Raw genomic sequence first — 21,286 nt, 5'->3', positions numbered from 1 at the left:
AATGTGGCGATTCGGCGCTGGGTCGGCGGAAAACAGGGTGATTTAAGGGAGGAATTGCGGGTATGTCGCGCCAAGAGCGCCGTTACGCGGAATGGGAAACCTTCAAAAAGCAGCTACAGCGATTTCTAATACTATGACCAAGGCCAATGACGTTCGCAAACTTGTCTATACAAATTTTGCAGTGCAGCACGTCGACTCACCTGCCATTATACGCCCGGGCCGAGGACACTCGATACGGAATTCAGGTCGAAAGACAGCTGACGGTGATGATCGAGCGGCCCGCGCGGGCGAGAAAAGGTGTCCCCATGGCGGCTTTATTTATCAAGGCCGACGGCGCCTTTTCAGTGCCGCAACGGCCGACCTGGCATCCCTGGCACGGCCGGCGGCGACATCATCCAAACCTTTGGAAGCCTCGTCGATCAACAGCAGATGCACCCGCCCGCGCTCAAGCTGATGATGATAATCCAGCCGCGCCGCGTCTATCAACGCAACGTAGCTCACTCCGTTCTTGGTAATAATCTTCTCAGCGCCGGCCTTGACCTCGTCCGTCAATTCAGAAAGATTGGCGCGTGCTTGCGAAGGCGGCACGATATCAGCAGCAGAAATCGCCATAACACCTCCGGATAGTACAAAATTTTGTACATGATACGCCAGTGACGGCAGCCGCTCGGCTGCTGCGTGAGCGGCCGGATAGCGGCAATCGCCGCACTGAAACCTTGCTGCCTGAATACATACACTGGGTGTCTCCCCTATGTCCCTCTAGTAAATCTACTGAAATTTTTACTGAAATCTGCTGAATTGAACTTTGCCTTACTGAGCTAGTCTAACTCAGTAGGACTCAGAGAATTTCAGTAGACCTCAGTAAGGAGAACAGCATGTTTGCTACAGTAAGCGTGAATGTCGCACCCGCCACCCTGCTCGCCCTGATGGATCGGATGCGCGAAACCGGTTCGCCCGCCGATCCGGCCGAAGCGGTTGATGCCGCGATCCGCCACTGGCTCGCGACCTCGGCAAGCGTGCCGCCGGCCGAACCGCGCGGCTACCAATGGAAAACGCTGTTCCTGCCCGAGGGCACGTGGCTGCGCATGGCTTACCGCAACGACCATGAATATGCAATCGTCGAAGGCGACCACATCATGTACAAAGGCCGCGCCGTCTCGCCCAACCAGTTTGCCAGCGCTTTCGCCGACAGCGTGCGCAACGCCTGGCAAGATATCTCGATTCGCATGCCCGGAGAAAAGAACTGGAAAAGGGCCAGCCTGCGCCGCAGGGAACTGGCCCGCGCCGCAGCCGATGCTCCCCCCTGCTCCGTTGCAAGCCCACCAGCGACGCCAGCCGCTCCTGCCGCGCGCGCTGATCTCACAAAATCAACGGCCACGATCCAGCCATTGACGCCCTCTGTGCCTCGCAACACCGGCCCCGGCCAGGGCTGGACCGAACCGGAACGCCGCAAATACCGCTTCCGGCTTGAAGATGTGGCCTTCGAGTGAGCCCTCTATGTAGCAATCCAGGCTTTTGAGCGCTCCACCGCGCGCCCCCACTGCCCCAGCAACTCAGCGCGGCGGTCGGCCGGCATGGCCGGATCGAAGCGGCGCTCGGACGACCACTGCGCGGCGATTTCTTCCTGCGTGTCCCAGAAGCCCACCGCCAGCCCGGCCAGATAGGCCGCGCCCAGCGCGGTGGTCTCCGTCACGGTCGGCCGCACCACCGGCACGCCCAGCAAATCGGCCTGGAACTGCATCAGCAGGTCGTTGCGGGCGGCGCCGCCGTCGGCGCGCACCTCGGCCAGCGGTATCGCCGCATCCTTCTGCATCGCCGCCATCAGCTCGGCGCTTTGATAGGCGATCGCCTCCAGCGCGGCGCGGGCGATGTGGGCGCGGTTGCTGCCGCGGCTCATGCCGACCAGCGTGCCGCGCGCGTACGGATCCCAGTGCGGCGCGCCCAGCCCGACAAACGCCGGCACCATGAACACGCCGCCGCTGTCGGGCACGCTGGCGGCCAGCGCCTCGACGTCGCTGGATTTCTCGATGATGCCCAGGCCGTCGCGCAGCCACTGCACCGTGGCGCCGCCCATGAACACGCTGCCTTCCAGCAGGTAGTCGGTGGCGCCGTCGATCCGCCAGCCCACCGTGGTCAGCAGCCGGTTGTGCGAGGCCACCGGATGCCGGCCCAGGTGCATCAGCATGAAGCAGCCGGTGCCGTAGGTATTCTTGACCATGCCCGGCTGGTGGCAGGCCTGGCCGAACGTGGCCGCCTGCTGGTCGCCGGCGATGCCGGCCACCGGGATCTCCGCGCCGAACAGCGCGGCCCTGGTATTGCCCACCTCCTCGCTCGACGACACCACCTGCGGCAGCATCTCTTCCGGAATGTCGAACAGCTGCAGCAGGTCGTGGTCCCAGCGCATCAGGTGTATGTTGAACAGCATCGTGCGGGCGGCATTGCTGACGTCCGTCACGTGGCGCCCGGTCAGCTTGTAGACCAGCCAGCTGTCGATGGTGCCGAACGCCAGCGCGCCGTTGCGGGCCCGCTCGCGCGCGCCCGGCACGTGGTCGAGCAGCCATTTGAGCTTGGTGGCGGAGAAATAGGCGTCCAGCTCGAGGCCGGTGATCGAAGTAATCTTTTTAGCCTTGCCGTCGGCGCGCAGCGCTTCGCAGACGTCGGCCGTGCGGCGGTCCTGCCAGACGATGGCCGGCGCGATCGGCTCGCCGCTCTTGCGGTCCCACACCACGGTGGTCTCGCGCTGGTTGGCGATGCCGATGGCGAGGATCTGGTGGCTGTCGACGTGATGGTCGTGCAGCACCTTGCGGGCCACGGTGAGCTGGCTGTTCCAGATCTCGTTCGGGTCGTGCTCGACCCAGCCGGGCTGCGGAAAATGCTGGGGAAACTCTTGCGCCGCGCTGCCGCAGATCTGCCCCTGATGGTCGAACAGGATGGCGCGCGAACTGGTGGTGCCTTGATCCAAGGCCAGTATGTATTTTTTCATCGGCAATGTCCCCGGTCGTCGCAGCGTGCGCTTCGATCCGGCGGCCGCCGCGAAATCATTGTTAGTTGAAGCAAGCCGATAGGCCGGATTTTGTTACGGCGCAGGCGAACCTGCGCTATGACAGCCATTCCTCTAGGCGCTGGATTACTCCAGCGCTCAAGCTTCCTACCCGCACGCTCCGCGAGCAGCATCATCGCGTGCCTATTTGGAATTGCACCAGGTGGAGGTTACCGCGTTTCACCGTAACTTAATACGCTCGTCTCTGTGGCCCTATTCCTCGCCTTATACCCTGGGCTTGCGCTTGCGGCTTTCAGCGGACGGCCGTTAACCGTCACCCCGCTCTGTGGAGTCCGGACCTTCCTCCCGCCAGGCATTACGCGCTGGCCAGCGGCTGTCTGGCTTGCTTCAGGCGGTATTGTACCAGTCCGGCCATCCAAATCTGAAATTTGGTGTCGCCATTAGAAAAGCCGCTGCCCCGCCCCGGCCGTAGAATGAGGCACACCGTGATGTACACCTATAATATCGATAAGGCCCGCACAATGACGCAACCATCCCGCACCGGCGGCCAGATCCTGGTCGACGCCCTGAAGATCCACGGCGTGGACACCGCTTTCGGCGTACCCGGCGAAAGCTATCTGGACGTGCTCGACGCGCTGCACGATTCCGACATCCGCTTCATCATCAACCGCCAGGAGGGTGGCGCCGCCTTCATGGCCGACGCCTACGGCAAGATGACCGGCAAGCCCGGCATCTGCTTCGTCACCCGCGGACCGGGCGCGACCAACGCCTCGATCGGCGTGCACACCGCGTTCCAGGATTCGACGCCGATGATCCTGTTCATCGGCCAGGTCGGCAACGACTTCGTCGACCGCGAAGCGTTCCAGGAAATCGACTACCGCCGCATGTACGGCCAGATGGCCAAGTGGGTGGCGCAGATCGACCGCGCCGACCGCGTGCCCGAATACATCGCCCGCGCCTTCCAGATCGCCACCAGCGGCCGTCCGGGCCCGGTGGTGCTGGCGCTGCCGGAAGACATGCTGACCGCGATGGCCGCCGTGGCCGACACGCGCGCCTACCAGCCGGTGCAAGCCTCGCCCGCCGCGTCGCAGATCGCGCAAGTGCGCAGCATGCTGGCCGGCGCGAAGAAGCCGCTGGTCCTGCTGGGCGGCGGCGGCTGGAACGCGCAAGCCTGCGCCGACCTGCAGGCCTTCGCCGAAGCCAACCACCTGCCGGTGGCCTGCGCCTTCCGCTTCCAGGACCTGCTCGACAACGCCCATCCGAACTACATCGGCGACGTCGGCATCGGCATCAACCCGAAACTGGCCGCGCGCGTGCGCGAAGCCGACGTGATCCTGGCCATCGGCCCGCGCCTGGGCGAGATGACCACCGGCGGCTACGCGCTGATCGCCGCGCCGGTGCCGGCCCAGCGCCTGATCCACGTCCACGCGGACGCCGAGGAACTGGGCAGCGTCTACCAGGCCGAGTTGATGATCAACAGCGGCATGCCGCAAATGACGGCGATGCTGGCCGCGATGGCGCCGCTCGACAGCGGCGCGTGGCAAGCCAGCGTGGCCGAAGCGCGCGCCGACCTGGCCGCGTGGCAGAAGCAGCCTCCGATCTTCCAGGACGGCGCCGCGCCGCTGGACCTGTGGCAGGTGGTGCAGCAGATCGACCAGATCGCCCCGCACGACACCATCATCACCAACGGCGCCGGCAACTACGCCACCTGGGCGCACCGCTTCCACAGCTACGGCGGCATGCGCACGCAGCTGGCGCCGACCAGCGGCGCGATGGGCTACAGCGTGCCGGCCGGCGTGGCGGCCAAGATCATCGCTCCCCGGCGCACCGTGATCACCTTTGCCGGCGACGGCGAGTACATGATGAACGGCCAGGAGCTGGCCACCGCCGTGCAGTACCGGGCGGGCGTGGTCATCATCGTGTTCAACAACGGCATGTTCGGCACCATCCGCATGCACCAGGAGCTGCACTACCCGGGCCGCGTGTCCGGCACCCAGCTGCACAACCCGGACTTCGCGGCGCTGGCCGTGGCCTACGGCGGTCATGGCGAGGTGGTCGATACGACGGCGGCATTCGGCCCGGCGCTGGAACGCGCGCTGGCCTGGGCCAACGGCAAGAACCTGCCGGCCGTGATCGAACTGCGCTACGACGGCAACCTGATCACGCCGGGCGCGACCCTGGAAACCATCCGCAAGAACGCGCAGGCGGCCAAGGCCGCGAAGTAAGCCGCCAATGGAAAAACCGCCGGCTCAGAGGCCGGCGGTCGTGGTCTTGACTGGATCGACGTACGGCGCCGGGGCCGTCTCTCCGTCTTCATCCTTCTCTTTCTTGTGCTTGGGCGCGGGACAGGCGCGGCAGGCGCCGGCCTTGCGCCCGAAATCGGTCACCAGCGACAGCCGCATCGGCACCGCCTCGTCGCCGCAATAGCCGCCGTCGAGCACCAGCGTCCTGCCGCCATCGGCCAGCTTGCCGTTGATGGTGCGCTCATCCTCGTCCGGCGGCTGCACGGTGAAATACAGCTGCTGGCCGCGCGGGTCTATCGTGACGTCGCTGGCCACCACCGGCCAGCTCAGGCCGCCGGCCGTGTATTCATACAACACCGTATCCACTTCTGAAAACCGTTGCAGCGTGATGCGCTGGCCGCCGAACTCGCCGCTGTCCGGATGGATGCACAGGTCGGAGTACACCACCATGCCGTAGCGCGGCAGGCCGCCGGGGGCGGACTTGCGCGACAGCTTGGGCGCGGCGAACACCGCGCAGGACGCCAGCAGGATGGAACCGGCCAGCACGGCACGTCGGGTAGTCATCATGTAAGGGCTTTCAGAAATGAACAACGGCTGCACCAGGCAGCCGTTGTTGATTCTAACTGATTAAATCAGATTAGAAGGAGTGACGCATGCCGACGTTGAACGCCTTGTCGCCGCTACCGACATCGGTGTTGCCACCAACGGTGTAGCTTGCGCCGTTCTTGTTCTTGATCTTGGCGTACGACACGTAGGTGCTGGTGCGCTTCGACAGAGCGTAGGAGTAACCCACTGCCCACTGGTCGGCGTCGCGGTTAGCAACTTCTTTGTCGTTCTTGCGGATCCACGAAGCCATCACGGTACCAGCGGTGTCGCCCACTGGTGCGGTCAGACCCAGCAGGGTGTCGTTGCTGTCTTGCGAAGCCACTGGTGCCACGGTGTAGCCGTATGGGTTGCTGGTGTTGGCCAGGGCGGCGCTGTTCAGGCCCTTGTCCTTGCCGAAGGCGACGTATGCCTTGACGACTTTGAAGTCGTAGTTGGCAGCGATCAGGGCGTTGTGGCCCATGCCGTTGGTTTTCACGGTGGCGGTGTCGTTGTTGCGGCTGTTGTAAGCCGCGGCAACGTTCAGAGGACCGTTGGTGTAGCCAACCGAAGCGCCGATCTGACGGTTTGCCGAAGCGTCGCCAGCGGTTTCACCGACGCTGTACGAAACCGCGCCCTGGAAGCCTTCCAGGTTAGGGGTTTTGTAGACAACGGCGTTGTCGTTGCGGGTCTGTGCGCCAGCAACTGGGAAGATGTTCTTGGCGGTACCAGCGTAGCCCAGTGCGAATGGATCGGCCACGTCGCGCAGGGTTTCGTAGTACGGGGTGTACTGACGACCCAGGGTCAGGGTGCCGGCGGTCTTCGAACCGATGCCGACGTAGGCTTCGCGGTTGAACAGCTTGTTGTTGGTGTTGTCCAGCGAGCCGTCGTCGATTTTCACGCCGGCTTCCAGTTTGAAGATGGCGCTCAGACCGCCACCCAGATCTTCGGTGCCTTTGAAGCCCAGGCGGGAAGCCGAAGCGGTGCCGCTGGCTACTTTGGTGACATTGCCAGCTGCGCCACCGCGCTCGCTAACGATACCGGCGTCGACGATACCGTAGATCGTTACGTTCGACTGTGCGAAGGCTGCGGAGCTCATTGCGCCCAGTACGGCGATGGAGATAAGGGATTTTTTCATTGCGTGTTTCCTTCAGTTGTGTTGCTGTAAAAAGGTAAAGCTAGTCTTACGCTTAAATTCGGTGCTTATCGGCGCCACCAGCAGGCGCCGTCTGTGCGTGAGGGCATACTCCCCAGCTGCCACTGTGCGGTCCCGGTAGCCGGGACGGCGTTCACATAAGTTGCGGCCGATTTAATCGACGCCGGCTTTATCGCAGTGCACAAAGGCACCGGAGGCGGCACTATACTGATGCTTTGCTTTTCTATCAAGTGTAAATGCATTCATGTTGACTGTTGTTATGCATGCCAGATGATCAAAGCGCCAGCATTTTACCGCATCGCAATATTTCTTGCCGAGCAAGCGAACTAGCCCAGTATTTCCGCACGATGAACCAGTGCAGCAGCCCGTTGTGCGGGCTGCCCTGGTAACAAATGCAAGATCTATGCATGCGCGACCACATCGTTGTCGGACCAAGTAAAAATAGCCACTTTGCTATTTCTGACGCCATTTTATACTGAAGCACCCGCGCGCCCGCCTCTACCGAATGGTAATAAGCTTACAACTCAAGACAATGTTCGGCAGTTTCCGACGGCAAAATAGCTCAGGCGCCAACTTTGCTCATAGTGATACCCCTTTATTTGTGTACTAAATTTTGTGCCGTCGGAAAAGTGTTGCGTTGCATCAGCAATTTGTAAGAAATTGCTACTTGTTGCTGTTTTGCGACAAAACCAGCGACAACTCTTGCATATTTCCATGGAATGCGCTGCGAATAGTGCAGCGTCTGCATGAATGAAATGCATACAGGCAAGCGGCATGTCGTTTCGAGAAATTCCGCCACTTGCAACACATTTTTCCCCCGTTACAAAAAATTTTGTCTATGACAAAACCGGGGGATGGGCGATAAATAGTTAATTAGTTCCCGATGTCAACTGTGTGTCGTGGACAAGGTGTTTTCCATGACTTATACAGAGTAAAACACGATGTGCATGCATTACTTTCAGGCGCGAAAGGAATGTAAAATGCAGGTCGCGTTATGCCCGCCTCACGCTAGCGCACTGTGCACCCAGACCCTGTGCCAACCCTCGCGGCTGTCAAAAACGGCGGCCGCATATGCCTGATGACAACTACAGCTTCTTCACAAACAGTTCCTAGCACGATCAGCGACGTCGAGCGCGACACCGGCGTCGCCAAGGAAACCCTGCGCGTGTGGGAGCGGCGCTACGACTTCCCCCAGCCCCTGCGCGACCCGAACGGCGAGCGCGTCTACCCCATCGAACAGGTGCAAAAGCTGCGGCTGGTCAAGCGCCTGATCGACCTCGGCTTCCGTCCCGGCAAGGTGATCCAGTACAGCGCGGACGAGCTGCAGGCGCTGACCGGCCAGGCCACCAGCAAGCTCGGCGGGCCGTCGGTGCCGCCGCCGGAGCTGCAAACCTATCTGGACCTGTGCAAGAGCCATCAGATGGAGGCGCTGCGCCGCAAGCTGTCGCAGGCGCTGCTGATGATGGGCCTGAAGAGTTTCGTCATCGAACTGGTCGCCCCGCTGACTTCGCTGATCGGCGAGGCCTGGGCCAGCGGCCAGCTGGCCACGTTCGAGGAACATCTATATACCGAGTCGCTGACGGTGGTGATGCGCAGCGCCATCTTCGCCATGCCGCAGGCCAACGCCAACAACGTCGGCGCGCCGCGCATCATGCTGACCACCTTGCCCCAGGAGCGCCACGGCCTGGGCCTGCTGATGGCCGAGGCCATGTGCGTGGCCGAAGGCGCCCACTGCATCTCGCTGGGCGTGCAGACGCCGCTGCTCGACATCGTCGAGGCGGCGCGGGTGCAGCGCGTCGACATCATCGCCCTGTCCTTCTCCGTGGCCATGAACGCGCGCCAGGCGCTGGACGGCCTGGCCGAGCTGCACTTGCGCCTGAACGGCAGCGTCGAGCTGTGGGCCGGCGGCGGCAATGCCGCGCTCAAGCGGCGCCGGCCGTCGTACGTGCGGGTCTACGCGCTGTCCGACATCAGCGCCGCCATCGCCGAATGGCGCCAGCGCAACGGTCCCGCCGCCAGCTGAAACGTTGTCATTCCGGTAGCAATCCGGGGCCGCCAGGCCGCGCTCTGGTAAAATACGCGCATTTCCCCGTGTCCGGCGCTGCCGGGCATCTGCTTGAAGCGCCCCCAACCACATATCCATGTTTAGTTTCTTCAAGAAAAAACCTGTCGCCCCGGAAGTGCCTGAGCTTAAACCCCTGGCACCGGCCCCCACCCCTACCGTTGAAACCGCCCCCGCCGCCGCCGTCGAGCCGCTGCTGCCGATCGAAGAGCCGGCGCAGAAACTGTCGTGGATGTCGCGCCTGAAGGCCGGCCTGTCCAAGACCTCGAACAACCTGTCCATCCTGTTTGTCGGCGCCAAGATCGACGACGCGCTGTACGACGAGCTGGAAGCGGCGCTGCTGATGTCCGACGCCGGCATCGACGCCACCCAGTACCTGCTGGACGCGCTCAGGCAAAAGGTCAAGGACGACAAGCTGCTGGACGCGGCCGCCGTCAAGGCCGCGCTGAAACAGCTGATGATAGACCTGCTGCTGCCGCTGCAAAAGCCGTTCGAACTGGGCCGCCATAAACCGATGGTGATGATGATTTCCGGCGTCAACGGCGCCGGCAAGACCACCACCATCGGCAAGCTGGCCAAGCACATGCAGGCCAACGGCCAGTCGGTGCTGCTGGCCGCCGGCGACACCTTCCGCGCCGCCGCCCGCGAGCAGCTGATGGTCTGGGGCCAGCGCAACAACATCACCGTCATCTCGCAGGAGTCCGGCGACCCGGCCGCCGTCTCGTTCGACGCCGTGCAGTCCGGCAAGGCCAAGGGCCTGGACGTGGTCATGATCGACACCGCCGGCCGCCTGCCGACCCAGCTGCACCTGATGGAAGAGCTGAAAAAGATCAAGCGCGTCATCGGCAAGGGCCTTGAAGGCGCACCGCACGAAACGCTGCTGGTGATCGACGGCAATACCGGGCAAAATGCGCTGGCGCAAGTCAAAGCCTTCGACGACGCCCTGCGGCTGACCGGCCTGGTGATCACCAAGCTCGACGGCACGGCCAAGGGCGGCGTGCTGGCGGCGATCGCCCGCGTGCGTCCGGTGCCCGTGTATTTCATCGGCATCGGCGAAAAGATTGAAGACCTGCAGCCGTTCGTGGCTGCCGAATTTGTCGAAGCCCTGCTTGGATAACCCTTCGGATCCTTACATGATCGAATTCCGGAACGTCTCGAAACAATATTCCCCCGATGCGACGGCGCTGCGCGACGTCACGCTCACGGTAGAAAAAGGCGAACTGGTCTTTCTCGCCGGCCCGTCCGGCGCCGGCAAATCCACGCTGCTGAAGATGATCGCGGCCATGGAGCGTCCCAGCGCCGGCCAGGTCATCGTCAACGGCCAGGACATCGCCCGCATCAAGCCGGCCGCCGTGCCTTTCCTGCGGCGCAACCTGGGCCTGATTTTCCAGCAGCAGCGCCTGCTGACCGACCGCTCCATCCTGGCCAACGTCATGCTGCCGCTGCTGGTCACCGGCGCCTCGCGCGGCCAGGCCGAGCAGCGCGCCCGCGCCGCGCTCGACAAGGTCGGCCTGCTCGAACGCGCCCATGCCCAGCCGCTGGCCCTGTCCGGCGGCGAGCAGCAGCGGGTATCGATCGCGCGCGCCATCGTCAACCGGCCGCAAGTGATCCTGGCCGACGAGCCGACCGCCAACCTGGACCGCGCCAGCGCCAACAAGGTGCTCGATGCGCTCAAGGCCTTCCACTCGGTCGGCGTGACCTGCGTGATCTCCAGCCACGACGAGCAAATGCTCGACTCGGCCGCGCGCGTCATCCACCTCAATCAAGGTCAGCTGGAGGTGGCGGCATGACGCACTGGTTCCGCCAACACCGCTACGCGCTGGCCGCCGCGCTGGTCCACCTGCGCCGTTCGCCGGGCGGCTTCCTGTTCAATATATTAGTGGTGGCGATCGCGCTGGCGCTGCCGTTCACCGGCGTCACCCTGCTCGACAATGTGCGGCCGATGTCCGAGCAGCTGTCGGTCGATCCGGAAATCAGCGTGTTCCTCAAGCAGGACACGCCGCGCGAGCAGGCCGAGGCGCTGGCCGTGCCGCTGCGCCAGACGGTCAAGGACAAGCAGGCCAAGATCATCTTCACGCCGCGCGAAAAGGCGCTGGACAACCTGAAGGACAAGAGCGGCCTGGCCGACGTGCTGACCACGCTGGGCGAGAACCCGCTGCCCGACAGCTACGTGCTCAAGCTCGACGCCTTCCGCAACGCCCAGGCCGGCGGCGACGTCGACCAGCTGGCCGAACAGATCCGCGCGCTGCCCGGCGTCGACACGGTGCAGGTGGACTCGGCCTGGGTCAAGCGCCTGGCCGCGCTGCTCAACGTGCTGCGCCTGGCCCTGCTGCTGCTGGCCGCGACCCTGGGCACGGTGGTGGTGGCGGTGATCTTCAACACCATCCGCCTGCAGGTGATGACGCAACGCGAGGAAATCCTGGTGTCCAAGCTGATCGGCGCCACCGACAGCTTCATCCACCGCCCCTTCTATTACACCGGCGCCCTGCTGGGCCTGTGCGCCGGCGGCCTGGCGCTGGGCGCGGTGTCGCTGGCGCTGCGCCCGCTGAACATCGCGATTGCCGAATTTGCAAGATTGTACGCGTCTGAGTTCCAGCTGGCGCCGCTGCCGCCGCTGGCCATGGCCGCCCTGCTGGCGCTGTCCGCCGGCCTCGGCCTGATCGGCGCGCTGCTGTCCGTGCAGCGCCATTTGTCCAAGCTCAACTGACCCCTCAACCTTTCCGTGCGTCCGCGCACGGAAACGGCTCCCGCCCCGCCCTATCATTAAGCTTGGCCTAAGCTCCAACGCGCATGCTTGATTTATCAGAAGCCATGATGCTTAAAAACGTCATAGTATTTTTACTATCAGGGCGATAAATATCTGGTGATTGGCACTCAACGAAGGAGAGTGCTAATATATGTGAACTGAAGAGCAAATGAGTTCTCTGCAGCAACAGTCACACCATCGAGCAAAGGAATGAAAATGAATATGATGTCCGCACCGACTGCATTGGTCCCCGCCACCAATAGCGCACTGGGACTCGGGTTCACTGGCAACCTGGGGAACCTGGACGCCTATATTTCGGCCGTCAACCGCCTGCCGATGCTGACCCACGCTGATGAAATCTCGCTGGCCAAGCGGCTCAAGGAAAAGAACGACCTCGGCGCCGCCCAGGAACTGGTGCTGTCGCACCTGCGCCTGGTGGTGTCGATCGCGCGCGGCTATCTGGGTTACGGCCTGCCGCACGCCGACCTGATCCAGGAAGGCAATATCGGCCTGATGAAGGCCGTCAAGCGCTTCGACCCCGACCAGGGCGTGCGCCTGGTGTCGTACGCGATGCACTGGATCAAGGCCGAGATGCACGAGTACATCCTGAAAAACTGGCGCCTGGTCAAAGTGGCGACGACGAAGGCACAGCGCAAGCTGTTCTTCAACCTGCGCAGCCACAAGACCGGCCTGGACGCGATGACGCCGGCGCAGATCGACAGCCTGGCCAAGCTGCTGGACGTCAAGCGCGAAGAAGTGATCGAGATGGAAACCCGCTTGAGCGGCCGCGACATCGCGCTGGAATCGCCGAACGACGACGAGGACGACAAATTCGCCCCGATCGCCTACCTGTCGTCCGAGGCCAGCGAGCCGACCCGCGTGCTGGAAGCCGAACAGGTGACCCGTTTGCAGTCGGAAGGCCTGGAAGAAGCGCTGGGCAAGCTGGACGCCCGTTCGCGCCGCATCGTCGAAGCCCGCTGGCTGGCCAATGACGACGGCTCCGGCGCCACGCTGCACACGCTGGCCGACGAATTCGGCGTATCGGCCGAGCGCATCCGCCAGATCGAATCGGCCGCGCTGAAGAAAATGAAGGGCTCGCTGGCCGCTTTTGTTTAAGCCAGCCGGGTAAAAAATCCCCTCCGGCCCGAACGCATGCAAGATCGCGTTCGGTGCCGCAGGGGATTTTTTTGCTTTACGCTGCCAGGCCCTTGGCCAGCAGCTCGGCGACCAGCTGGTTCATCTCCAGCTCGCGCGCCTTGGCCTGGGCATGCAGCTGCTGCACCAGGTCGCCGTTGAGCTTGACCGCGAACGGCACCAGCCCCAGTTCCTGGTCGCGCTTGCGCTGCTCGCGCTTGTCGACGACGTCGGCCACCTTGCCGAAACCGGCCGCTCCTGGGGCCGCCATCTTGCCCATCAGTTTTTTGGCGTCACTTTTCGCCATGCCGGTTTTTTTCATGAGGGATATCCTGATTGATTCAAAGCAGACATTCTACGCAGCTTGTGCCGGCCGCGCCGACTTAGTTTGAGCCAGCGCTGTCGGCGTGCAGTTCGTGCGCCGCCGGTATGATCTTTTTGTTAAGCTTGCTTCCACTTGGATGGAGGTCCACAATGAAAACCACGAATTTGCGTGCCATATTGCGTCCGATGCTGCGCCAGCTGATCGTCCTGCCCGTGCTGGTCGCCGTCATGGGCATGCTGCACGCCTGCGGCTCCGCGTCCGGCATGGGCAAGGCGGCCGCTCCCGCGGCGCAACGCTTCACCGCCACCTACGTGCTGCAGCAAGGCGGCAGCGTGACCATCGCGCAGGCCGCCACGCCAGGCCTGGCCGGCGCCACCGCCAGCGCCCCCGTCGTCAAGCTGGAACGCGTCAACGACAGCCGCTGCCGTGTCGGCGCGGTCTGCGTCTGGGCCGGCTACATCAGCTACAGCTTCACGCTGACCGGCACCGACGGCAGCACCAGCAGCTTCGTGCTGTCCGACAGCATGCCGAACGGCAAGCCCAGCGTCACGCAAAACGGCCTGACGTTCACGCTGGCCGGCGTCGAGCCGCAAGCGGTCCCGGCCAAGAATGAAGCGACGCCGGATTATCGGGTAAGCTTGAGGGTAAGCAACGCTCCCTCATCCTAACCCGACCCAGCGACCACATGACAACGATACGCCGTCCCGCCCGCACCGTCCTCGTTTCTTCCATCATCCTCACGCTGGTCCTGCCGCCGGCCGCCTTCGCCAAGACGCCGGTGGCCACCGGCACCGGCGGCGCCGTCGCCACCATCAGCGAACCGGCGTCGAAAGCCGCGCTGGCCATTCTCAACAAGGGCGGCAACGCCATCGACGCGGCGGTTGCGGCGGCGGCCACGCTGGGCGTGACCGATCCGTTCAGCTGCGGCATCGGCGGCGGCGGCTTCATGGTCATCTACCTGGCCAAGGACAAGCGCGTCATCACCATCGACCACCGCGAAACGGCGCCGGCCAGCTTCACGCCGACGGTGTTCCAGGAAAACGGCAAGGAGATGAACTTCGAGCAGGTGGTCGCCAGCGGCATGTCGGTCGGCGTGCCCGGCGCGGTGCGCGGCTGGCACGAGGCGCTGGACCGCTACGGCTCGATGTCGTTCAAGCAGGTGCTGGCGCCGGCGATCGCCGTCGCCACCGACGGCTTCAAGGTCAACGAGAATTTCTCCCACCTGGTGGAGATGAGCCGCGACAAATTCAGCATGTTCCCCGATACCGCCGCGCTGTACCTGAAGGACGGCAAAGCCATCGCGCCCGGCGCCACGCTGCGCAATCCCGGCATGGCCAAGGCCTACCGCGAAATCGCGGCCGGCGGCGTCAAGGTCTTCTACGAAGGCAAGATCGGTCGCGCGGTGGTCGATACCGTCAACCAGCCGAAAGTGGCGGCCGGCGTGCGCGTACGCTCCGGCAGCATGACGATGGCCGACCTGGCCAACTACGAAGTGCGCCTGCGCCAGCCTGTGCACAGCACCTATCGCGGCTACGACTTGTACGGCATGCCGTTGCCGAGCAGCGGCGGCGTTGCCGTGGCCGAAGCGCTGAACATCCTCGAGGGCTACGACCTCAAGTCCATGCCGCGCGAAAAAGCCGAGCACCTGTACATGGAAGCGAGCCGACTGGCCTTCGCCGACCGCAACGCCTACCTGGCCGACCCGGAATACGTCGAGGCGCCGGTGGCCGGTCTGCTGAACAAGGATTACGCCGCGCGCCGCCGTGAACTGATCAATCCGGCCCAGGCCAGCGTGCAGGCCCCGGCCGGCGACCCGTATCCATTCCAGAACGACGTCAGCGTGCCGCTGCGTCCCAACGCCAACAAGCTGCTGGCCGAAGGCGCGCACACCACCCACCTGACGGTGTCGGACAAGGACGGCAATATCGTCTCCTATACCTACACCATCGAATCGTGGGGCGGCAGCGGCATCACCGTGCCGGGCTATGGCTTCCTGCTGAATAACGAGATGACGGACTTCGATTTCTCCGGCCCGCATCCGAACGTGCCGGAAGCGGGCAAGCGCCCGCGCAGCAGCATGTCGCCGACCTTGGCATTCAAGGACGGCAAGCCGGCGTTCTCGGTCGGCAGCCCTGGCGGCGCCACCATCATCACCACCGTGCTGCAGACGATCTTCAACTACGTCGACCTCGGCATGTCGATGCCGGACGCCGTCAACGCGCCGCGCCTGTCCGAACGCAACGGCATGGCGACCGATGTGGAACCGGGCTTCGCCGGCACCCCGCAAGCGCTGGCGCTGGAGAAGAGCGGCCAGCACTGGAGCAAGACGCCGGAGGAAATCGGCGCCGCCAACGCGCTGGTGTTCAACCCCGACGGCACCGTCACCGCCGTCAGCGAAGGCCACCGCCATGGCGTCGGCAGCGCGCTGGTGCAGAAGTCAGCGCACTAGGCTGAATAACGGTATGCGGGCGTTGGGCGAGCGGCGGTAAGTCCAGTTCAACGCCTTCAGCATCGCCGCCCCAGGGTCGACGGCGATCGCCGACATCAGCGACTCCATGGCGCCGGTGGCGATCGCACAGGCCAGCGCATTGCCAGGGCAGGCGTGGATGCCATGGCCGAAACCGAACTCGCGGCCCTTGCCCAGCGGATCGCGGCTGGCGGCGGCCAGCACCAGCAGGATTGTTTGGCCGGCCTTCAACTGCGCGCCGCCGATCTCGCAATCCCGCGCGACGAAGCGGCGCGTGTTCTGCACCGGCGGATCGAAACGGCTCACCACCCGCACCAGCGCTGCGGCGTCTTCCGGACCGCTGCGTTCTTCCTCCGGCTGGCGCGCCAGCGCCAGCACGCTGTTGCCGACCAGGCCAGCCGTGGCTTCATACGTCTGCGACAGCAGGCCGACCAGATTGGCCAGCAAGGCGTGCGATTCGTTCCACCCCACCGCCTCTGCCTCCGCAATCACCAGCGACAGCAAGCTGCCCTCCGAGGCAGCCGTTGCGCCGCGCATCAGCGTCTTGAAGCTCTCCAGCAGCGCCTGCGCCGCCATGTGGGCGCGCTCGATTTGCGAAGCGTCGCTGAACGGTGACAGGCAGGCCACAAACTCGCCCATCCATGCCGCCACCGCAGGCAGCTGGCTGTCCGCAAAGCCGATCAGGCTGGCCATGGCCAACACCGGCACCTCGAACATCCACGACGCCAGGCCATCATCACGCCACAGCTCAGCGCCTATCCGCGCCGCGCGCCGCCGGGCCTCATCGGTGCCGACACCGGCCAGCGCCCGCTGCAATGCCAGCTTGGGCTGCGTGTGCCGCTCGCCATCATTCATGCGCACCAGCGCGCCGAACACCTGGCCCGCCGCGCCGCCAGCAATCGCCGCCGGCACCGGCTCGGCCAGCGGCCGCACGCGGCAATCCGGGTGCTGCATCACCGCTGTCACGCCGGCGGCGCTGGCGGCGATCCACAAGCCGAGGCCGTCGTCGAAATGCAGCCCTTGCCGCGCGGCGAGGCTGTCGTAATATGGATAGGGATCGGGATGCGTGACCGCGTCCAGCGCGTTTCGGGGAGGAGTGTGAGAGGTCATCATGTGGATAGAATGCCAGCAATTTCACCGCGATAGTTAGGCCGGCGCCGAAGCAAGGCCGTTGCTAAGCTATGTTTAAGGATACAACGTCAACATGCCGCTACGGTATCGCTCACAAGGGAGATGAAATGAAAAACTGGATGCGCGCCAACAAGGGCTTCTTGCTGTTCCTGATGCTGTTCGGGATCTTCCGCACCGCTGTCGCCGACTGGAATCCTATCCCGTCCGCCTCGATGCACCCCAACCTGCTTGAAGGCGACGTGGTCTTCGTCAACCGCCTGGCCTACAACGTCAAGGTGCCGCTGACCGACATCGTCATCGGCACCACCGGCGAGCCGCAGCGCGGCGACATCGTCACCTTCTCGTCGCCCACCACCGGCATCCGCCTGATCAAGCGCGTGATCGCCTTGCCGGGCGACCGCGTCGAGATGCGCAACGAGCAGCTGATCATCAACGGCGAGCAGGCCGGCTACGCGGCGCTGGGCCACGGCACCGAAACCATCAAGGGCGTGGGCGACCTGGCCGCCGTGCGCGTGCGCGAATCGCTGGGCCAGGCCCAAGGCACCGGGCATCCTATCCAGCTGCTGCCGCAGTTGCAGGCGCGCCGCAATTTCGAGCCGGTCACCGTGCCGCCCGGCCAGTACATGATGTTGGGCGATAACCGCGACAACAGCGAAGACTCGCGCTACATCGGCCTGGTGCCGCGCGCGCTGCTGATCGGCCGCGCCGAGCGCGTGCTGGCCTCGGCCGACATCACCGGCAACTGGCATCCGCGCACCGAACGCTTCGGAATGAGCCTGTATCCCTCCCCGTGATGCAGCCCTTCGCGCCATGGCGATGTTATGATAGCTAGATAATTTCATAACATTGCCGAGGCCGTCATGGTGGCGGCGCGAGGGTTAACATGATCGAATTCCAGGGACTGTCCAAGATCTATGGCGGCTTCAGCGCCGTCAAACCGCTGACGCTGACCGTCAAACGCGGCGAAGTGTTCGGCTTCCTCGGCCCCAACGGCGCCGGCAAAACCACCACCATCCGCATGATGATGGGCATCCTGGTGCCCAGCGCCGGCCACGTGCTGATCGACGGCCTCGATTGCCACGCCGAGCCGGCGGAGGTCAAGCGCCGCGTGGGCTACCTGCCCGACACGCCGATCTTCTACGACTACCTGCGCGGCCGCGAGATCCTGCAATTCGTCGCCGAGATGCACGGCTTCGAGCGCGCCGAGGCGGCCCGCCGCGGCGCCAGCCTGCTGGCCGAGTTCGGCCTCGAGGAAGCGGCCGAGGACTACGCCGTCAACTACTCGCTGGGCATGAAGAAGCGCCTCGGCCTGGCCTGCGCGCTGATCCACGACCCGGCGGTGCTGATCCTCGATGAACCGATCAACGGCCTCGATCCGCGCGCCTCGCGCGACGTGCAGGAGCGCCTGCTGGCGGCGGCCGCGCGCGGGGTCACCATCTTCGTCTCCACCCACCTGCTGGACATGGCGGAAAAGCTGTGCGACCGCGTCGGCATCATCCACCACGGCCAGCTGGCGGCCACCGGCACGCTCGACGAAATCCGCGCAGAGGCTTCGGCCAGCGGCTCGCTGGAAGACGTGTTCCTGAAGATCACCGACGAAGCGGCGGCGGAGAGCGCCGAATGACGCAGCAAACAGCACAGCCGCCGACGCAGGCACGCGCCATCTGGCTGATGACAAAAATGCGCCTGACCCGCCAGCGCAATACGGTGGCCAATAACCTGTTCCGCAAATTCCGCAAGAAGAAGGCGCGCGACGGCATCGCCGGCAAAAAGAGTGGTCTGTGGGTGCTGACCTTGCTGATGGTGCTGTTCATGTCGTTCTCCTTCCTCAGCCTGTCGCGCAACGTGGTGCTCAACATGCAGTGCCACCTGGTGGCCGACAGCGCCTGCAACCAGGTCGACCAGCACGGCGCCCGCCAGGGCAATCTTGAAGCGTCCGCCGTCGAACTGCACAAGGCCCCGTTCGAGCCCGAGCTGGCCGGCGGCCTGACGATGGTGGTCACGCTGCTGTTCGGCATCGCCGTCCTGCTCCCGCTGGGCAGCAAGGAGCTGGCGCAACCCGACTGGGACATGGAATGGCTGGTGACCATGCCGGTCGAACGCTCGACGCTGTTGTGGGGACGGCTGCTGGAGCGCAGCGCCGCCAACTTCAGCGGCATGTTCGCGCTGTTGCCGCCACTGGCCATGATCGCCTGGTATTCGAACCTGGCCTGGTTCGCGCCGCTGGCGGCGCTGCTGGCGGCGCTCATGCTGCTGCCGCTGGCCGCCTTGCTGCATACGCTGGCCGACACCGGATTGCGTATGTGGCTGCCGGCCTCGCAGCTGCGCAACCTGCAGGCCGTCACCGGTTTGTTCAGCATGCCGCTGATCTACTTCGTCATGGCGCTCGGCATGCCCGGCGCCAGCGGCTTTGTGATGGACTGGGCGCGCGCCTTCCCGGCATGGGCCGGCTGGACGCCGCCGGGGCTGGTGCTGCAAGCGATGCAGGCGCCCGACTGGGGCCGGGCCGTGCACATCATCGCGATGCTGCTGGCGCAGACCGCGGTGCTGCTGTGGGCCGGGGTAGCGCTGATGCGCTACCAGCTGCGCAATGGCGTCGTCAATTCAGGTTCAAGGGAGAGCGTGCGGCGCAAGCTGCCGGCTGCCTCCAGCGGCAACCTGCGCAGCCGGCTGTCCAACGCGCTGTCGCCGATCAAGCGCCGCGAGCTGCGGCTGCTGAGCCGCGACCGCAACTTCCTGGTGCAAACGCTGCTGCTGCCGGTGGTGATCGTCGTCAGCCAGATGGTCTTCAACGGCAAGCTCAATAGCCTGGCGGAGCTGGGCCAGCACCACACCACCGCCGCCGCCATCGCCTTCGGCATCGGCGTCTACGTGCTGATGCTGTCGGCCTTCCAGACGCTGAACAACGAAGGCCAGGTACTGTGGCTGCTGTACACCGTGCCGCGCTCGATCGAGAGCGTGTTGAAGGAAAAAGCCCAGCTGTGGGGCGTGCTGACCATGGTCTATCCACTGGTCGTCATCGGCATCAGCGCCTGGTACACCACGCAGTTCGACTGGACCATGCTGGTGCTGCTGCTGATCGTCTTCGCCGGCATTCCGATCTACTCGATGATCGCCGTCTCGCTGGGCGTGTTCGCCTGCGATCCGCAGGCGGTCGACGTCCGTTCCCGCGTGCGGCCGACCTACATCTATCTCTACATGCTGCTGGCCAGCTTCTACACCTGGTCGATCTACAGCAGCGTGTGGTCGCAAAAGCTGGTGGTGATGGTGCTGATCGCATCGATGGCGCTGGCCTTGTGGCAGAAGGCGCGCGACGCCCTGCCCTATCTGCTCGATCCGGCCGCAGCTCCGCCGCCGCGCGTATCGACCTCCGACGGGCTGATCGCCGCCACCGCCTTCTTCATCCTGCAGGGCATCGTCGTGCTGGTGATCGCGCGGGACCCGAAGGCCATCGATCCGAAATCCATGACCATCGCCTTCGCCGCGGCCGGCGCGCTGGTATATGCGCTGATGCGCTTCAGCTACTGGCGCAGCAAGGCGGCCGGCGTGCCGGCCATCCTGCGCGGCGGCGATGTCGCGCAATCGCTGCGCCATGGCGCGCTGGCGGCCGGCGTGGCGTGTATCGCCGGCGTGGGCTACCTGGCCGCGCTGCACCACTCGGCGCTGTGGGCGGACGTCGCCCGGCAGACCGCGGCATCGACAGGCGGCCGTGGCTGGATCATGCTGCTGGCCGTGGTGGTCGCGCCGTTGTGCGAGGAATTCATCTTTCGTGGCCTGATCTACGGCGGCCTGCGGCGCTCGATATCCGCGCCGCGCGCCATGATGATGAGCGCAGCGGTCTTCGCCGTGGTCCATCCGCCGCTGTCGATGCTGCCGGTATTCGTTCTGGGCCTGTGCACCGCGTGGACCTACGAGCGCAGCAAAAGCCTGCTGGCGCCCATGCTGGTCCACGCCTCATACAACGCGGTCATTCTCGGTTCGCAGCTCTGGCTATTACCTTGATCTCGAAATCGAAACCGTACAACCAGGTGACGCCGACAGCGGTAACGGTAGGATGCGGCGCATCGCCCCAGAACTCGCCGACGACGGACCAGATGCGCTCGAACCTCGTCGCCGGATCGACCATGAACACGGTGACGTCGACGACATCCTCGAAACTGCCGCCCGCCGCAGCCAGGATCGCGTTCAGATTCTCGAATGCCTGGCGCACCTGGGCTTCCAGCTCTGGCTCCGGCGAGCCGTCGGGCAGGCTGCCGACCTGCCCCGACACGAACAGAAAGCCATTGGACCGGATCGCCGGCGAATAACGGTTGCGTTCATACAGCGCCTGGCGGCCGGCGGGAAAAACTACGTCGCGTACAGACATGACTAACTCCTACAGTGATGGGATACCGAGACTGTAGAAAAATCCCGCCGAACGATAAACAGGCAAGACGTAC

At 64.3% G+C, this 21,286-nt stretch carries 20 protein-coding genes and 1 other RNA gene; 12 read left to right on the top strand and 9 right to left on the bottom strand.

Annotated elements, in window-relative coordinates; all coding sequences use genetic code 11:
- Nucleotides 1–321: 321 nt before the first annotated feature.
- On the bottom strand, nucleotides 322–612 hold the full coding sequence (locus ACSQ3S_RS06865; protein ID WP_436141936.1) for a type II toxin-antitoxin system Phd/YefM family antitoxin: 291 nt from the start codon (nucleotides 610–612) through the stop codon (nucleotides 322–324).
- 263 nt (nucleotides 613–875) lie between these two features.
- On the opposite strand from ACSQ3S_RS06865, the gene ACSQ3S_RS06860 reads away from it, so the two are divergent.
- Nucleotides 876–1,490 carry a hypothetical protein gene (locus ACSQ3S_RS06860; protein WP_436141935.1) on the top strand — a complete coding sequence of 205 codons (615 nt, stop codon included), beginning with the start codon at nucleotides 876–878 and terminating at the stop codon, nucleotides 1,488–1,490.
- A gap of 5 nt (nucleotides 1,491–1,495) precedes the next feature.
- On the opposite strand, the gene glpK is transcribed toward ACSQ3S_RS06860, so the two are convergent.
- Nucleotides 1,496–2,983, bottom strand: a complete 1,488-nt coding sequence (glpK, locus tag ACSQ3S_RS06855; RefSeq protein ID WP_436141934.1) for a glycerol kinase GlpK — start codon at nucleotides 2,981–2,983, stop codon at nucleotides 1,496–1,498.
- Nucleotides 2,984–3,046: 63 nt separating this feature from the next.
- Nucleotides 3,047–3,390, bottom strand: an RNA gene (rnpB, locus tag ACSQ3S_RS06850) — RNase P RNA component class A.
- A gap of 132 nt (nucleotides 3,391–3,522) precedes the next feature.
- Here rnpB and ACSQ3S_RS06845 point away from each other — a divergent pair.
- Nucleotides 3,523–5,226 (top strand): thiamine pyrophosphate-binding protein, encoded by a 1,704-nt coding sequence (locus tag ACSQ3S_RS06845; RefSeq protein WP_176654647.1) that lies wholly within the window; start codon nucleotides 3,523–3,525, stop codon nucleotides 5,224–5,226.
- A gap of 24 nt (nucleotides 5,227–5,250) precedes the next feature.
- On the opposite strand, the gene ACSQ3S_RS06840 is transcribed toward ACSQ3S_RS06845, so the two are convergent.
- From ACSQ3S_RS06840 to ACSQ3S_RS06830, 3 genes are all read right to left on the bottom strand, one after another.
- A complete protein-coding gene (locus ACSQ3S_RS06840) occupies nucleotides 5,251–5,811 on the bottom strand; it encodes a hypothetical protein (protein WP_353399785.1) in 561 nt (186 codons plus the stop codon).
- Nucleotides 5,812–5,881: 70 nt separating this feature from the next.
- Complete coding sequence (locus tag ACSQ3S_RS06835) at nucleotides 5,882–6,964, bottom strand: porin (protein ID WP_176654649.1); 1,083 nt, start codon at nucleotides 6,962–6,964, stop codon at nucleotides 5,882–5,884.
- Between the two features lie 613 nt (nucleotides 6,965–7,577).
- Entirely contained in the window at nucleotides 7,578–7,730 is a 153-nt protein-coding gene (locus ACSQ3S_RS06830; RefSeq protein ID WP_436141933.1) for a hypothetical protein, read from the bottom strand.
- 330 nt (nucleotides 7,731–8,060) lie between these two features.
- Between ACSQ3S_RS06830 and ACSQ3S_RS06825 the strand changes: the two genes are divergently transcribed.
- The 5 genes from ACSQ3S_RS06825 (at nucleotide 8,061) to rpoH (ending at nucleotide 12,906) form a co-directional block, all read left to right on the top strand.
- Nucleotides 8,061–9,005 (top strand): MerR family transcriptional regulator, encoded by a 945-nt coding sequence (locus ACSQ3S_RS06825; protein ID WP_176654650.1) that lies wholly within the window; start codon nucleotides 8,061–8,063, stop codon nucleotides 9,003–9,005.
- Between the two features lie 118 nt (nucleotides 9,006–9,123).
- Nucleotides 9,124–10,161 carry a signal recognition particle-docking protein FtsY gene (gene ftsY / locus ACSQ3S_RS06820; protein WP_436141932.1) on the top strand — a complete coding sequence of 346 codons (1,038 nt, stop codon included), beginning with the start codon at nucleotides 9,124–9,126 and terminating at the stop codon, nucleotides 10,159–10,161.
- 16 nt (nucleotides 10,162–10,177) lie between these two features.
- The gene (locus ACSQ3S_RS06815) at nucleotides 10,178–10,834 is read left to right on the top strand and encodes a cell division ATP-binding protein FtsE (RefSeq protein ID WP_176654652.1); all 657 of its coding nucleotides are present in this window, start codon (nucleotides 10,178–10,180) and stop codon (nucleotides 10,832–10,834) included.
- Nucleotides 10,831–11,751 (top strand): permease-like cell division protein FtsX, encoded by a 921-nt coding sequence (gene ftsX / locus ACSQ3S_RS06810; protein WP_436141931.1) that lies wholly within the window; start codon nucleotides 10,831–10,833, stop codon nucleotides 11,749–11,751. Before ACSQ3S_RS06815 ends, ftsX begins: the two co-directional genes overlap by 4 nt.
- A gap of 255 nt (nucleotides 11,752–12,006) precedes the next feature.
- Entirely contained in the window at nucleotides 12,007–12,906 is a 900-nt protein-coding gene (gene rpoH / locus ACSQ3S_RS06805) for an RNA polymerase sigma factor RpoH (RefSeq protein WP_176654654.1), read from the top strand.
- A 76-nt stretch (nucleotides 12,907–12,982) separates the two neighbouring features.
- Here rpoH and ACSQ3S_RS06800 read toward each other — a convergent pair whose 3' ends face one another.
- Nucleotides 12,983–13,246 (bottom strand): hypothetical protein, encoded by a 264-nt coding sequence (locus ACSQ3S_RS06800; protein WP_176654655.1) that lies wholly within the window; start codon nucleotides 13,244–13,246, stop codon nucleotides 12,983–12,985.
- Nucleotides 13,247–13,398: 152 nt separating this feature from the next.
- Here ACSQ3S_RS06800 and ACSQ3S_RS06795 point away from each other — a divergent pair, with 152 nt between their 5' ends.
- Together ACSQ3S_RS06795 and ggt are read left to right on the top strand one after the other, a co-directional pair.
- A complete protein-coding gene (locus ACSQ3S_RS06795; RefSeq protein WP_436141930.1) occupies nucleotides 13,399–13,917 on the top strand; it encodes a hypothetical protein in 519 nt (172 codons plus the stop codon).
- Nucleotides 13,918–13,934: 17 nt separating this feature from the next.
- A complete protein-coding gene (gene ggt / locus ACSQ3S_RS06790) occupies nucleotides 13,935–15,698 on the top strand; it encodes a gamma-glutamyltransferase (RefSeq protein ID WP_436141929.1) in 1,764 nt (587 codons plus the stop codon).
- Here ggt and ACSQ3S_RS06785 read toward each other — a convergent pair.
- Complete coding sequence (locus ACSQ3S_RS06785; RefSeq protein WP_436141928.1) at nucleotides 15,687–16,829, bottom strand: cytochrome P450; 1,143 nt, start codon at nucleotides 16,827–16,829, stop codon at nucleotides 15,687–15,689. The genes ggt and ACSQ3S_RS06785 overlap by 12 nt on opposite strands.
- A gap of 125 nt (nucleotides 16,830–16,954) precedes the next feature.
- Between ACSQ3S_RS06785 and lepB the strand changes: the two genes are divergently transcribed.
- The 3 genes from lepB (at nucleotide 16,955) to ACSQ3S_RS06770 (ending at nucleotide 20,849) form a co-directional block, all read left to right on the top strand.
- Nucleotides 16,955–17,641, top strand: coding sequence for a signal peptidase I (lepB, locus tag ACSQ3S_RS06780; protein WP_353399745.1), 687 nt, complete (start codon nucleotides 16,955–16,957; stop codon nucleotides 17,639–17,641).
- Nucleotides 17,642–17,730: 89 nt separating this feature from the next.
- Nucleotides 17,731–18,471, top strand: a complete 741-nt coding sequence (locus ACSQ3S_RS06775) for an ABC transporter ATP-binding protein (RefSeq protein ID WP_176654659.1) — start codon at nucleotides 17,731–17,733, stop codon at nucleotides 18,469–18,471.
- Entirely contained in the window at nucleotides 18,468–20,849 is a 2,382-nt protein-coding gene (locus ACSQ3S_RS06770) for a CPBP family intramembrane glutamic endopeptidase (protein WP_436141927.1), read from the top strand. The genes ACSQ3S_RS06775 and ACSQ3S_RS06770 overlap by 4 nt, the downstream gene beginning before the upstream one ends.
- On the opposite strand, the gene ACSQ3S_RS06765 is transcribed toward ACSQ3S_RS06770, so the two are convergent.
- Nucleotides 20,815–21,213: a RidA family protein gene (locus ACSQ3S_RS06765; protein ID WP_176654661.1), complete on the bottom strand. Its 399-nt coding sequence runs from the start codon at nucleotides 21,211–21,213 to the stop codon at nucleotides 20,815–20,817. The genes ACSQ3S_RS06770 and ACSQ3S_RS06765 overlap by 35 nt on opposite strands.
- Nucleotides 21,214–21,286: the final 73 nt, after the last annotated feature.

This window comes from Duganella sp. LjRoot269, from assembly GCF_964254095.1.
GTDB lineage: Bacteria > Pseudomonadota > Gammaproteobacteria > Burkholderiales > Burkholderiaceae_D > Rugamonas > Rugamonas hordei.
Note: the sequence above shows the minus strand (reverse complement) of the source record. Positions and strands in the feature narration are given on the sequence as shown.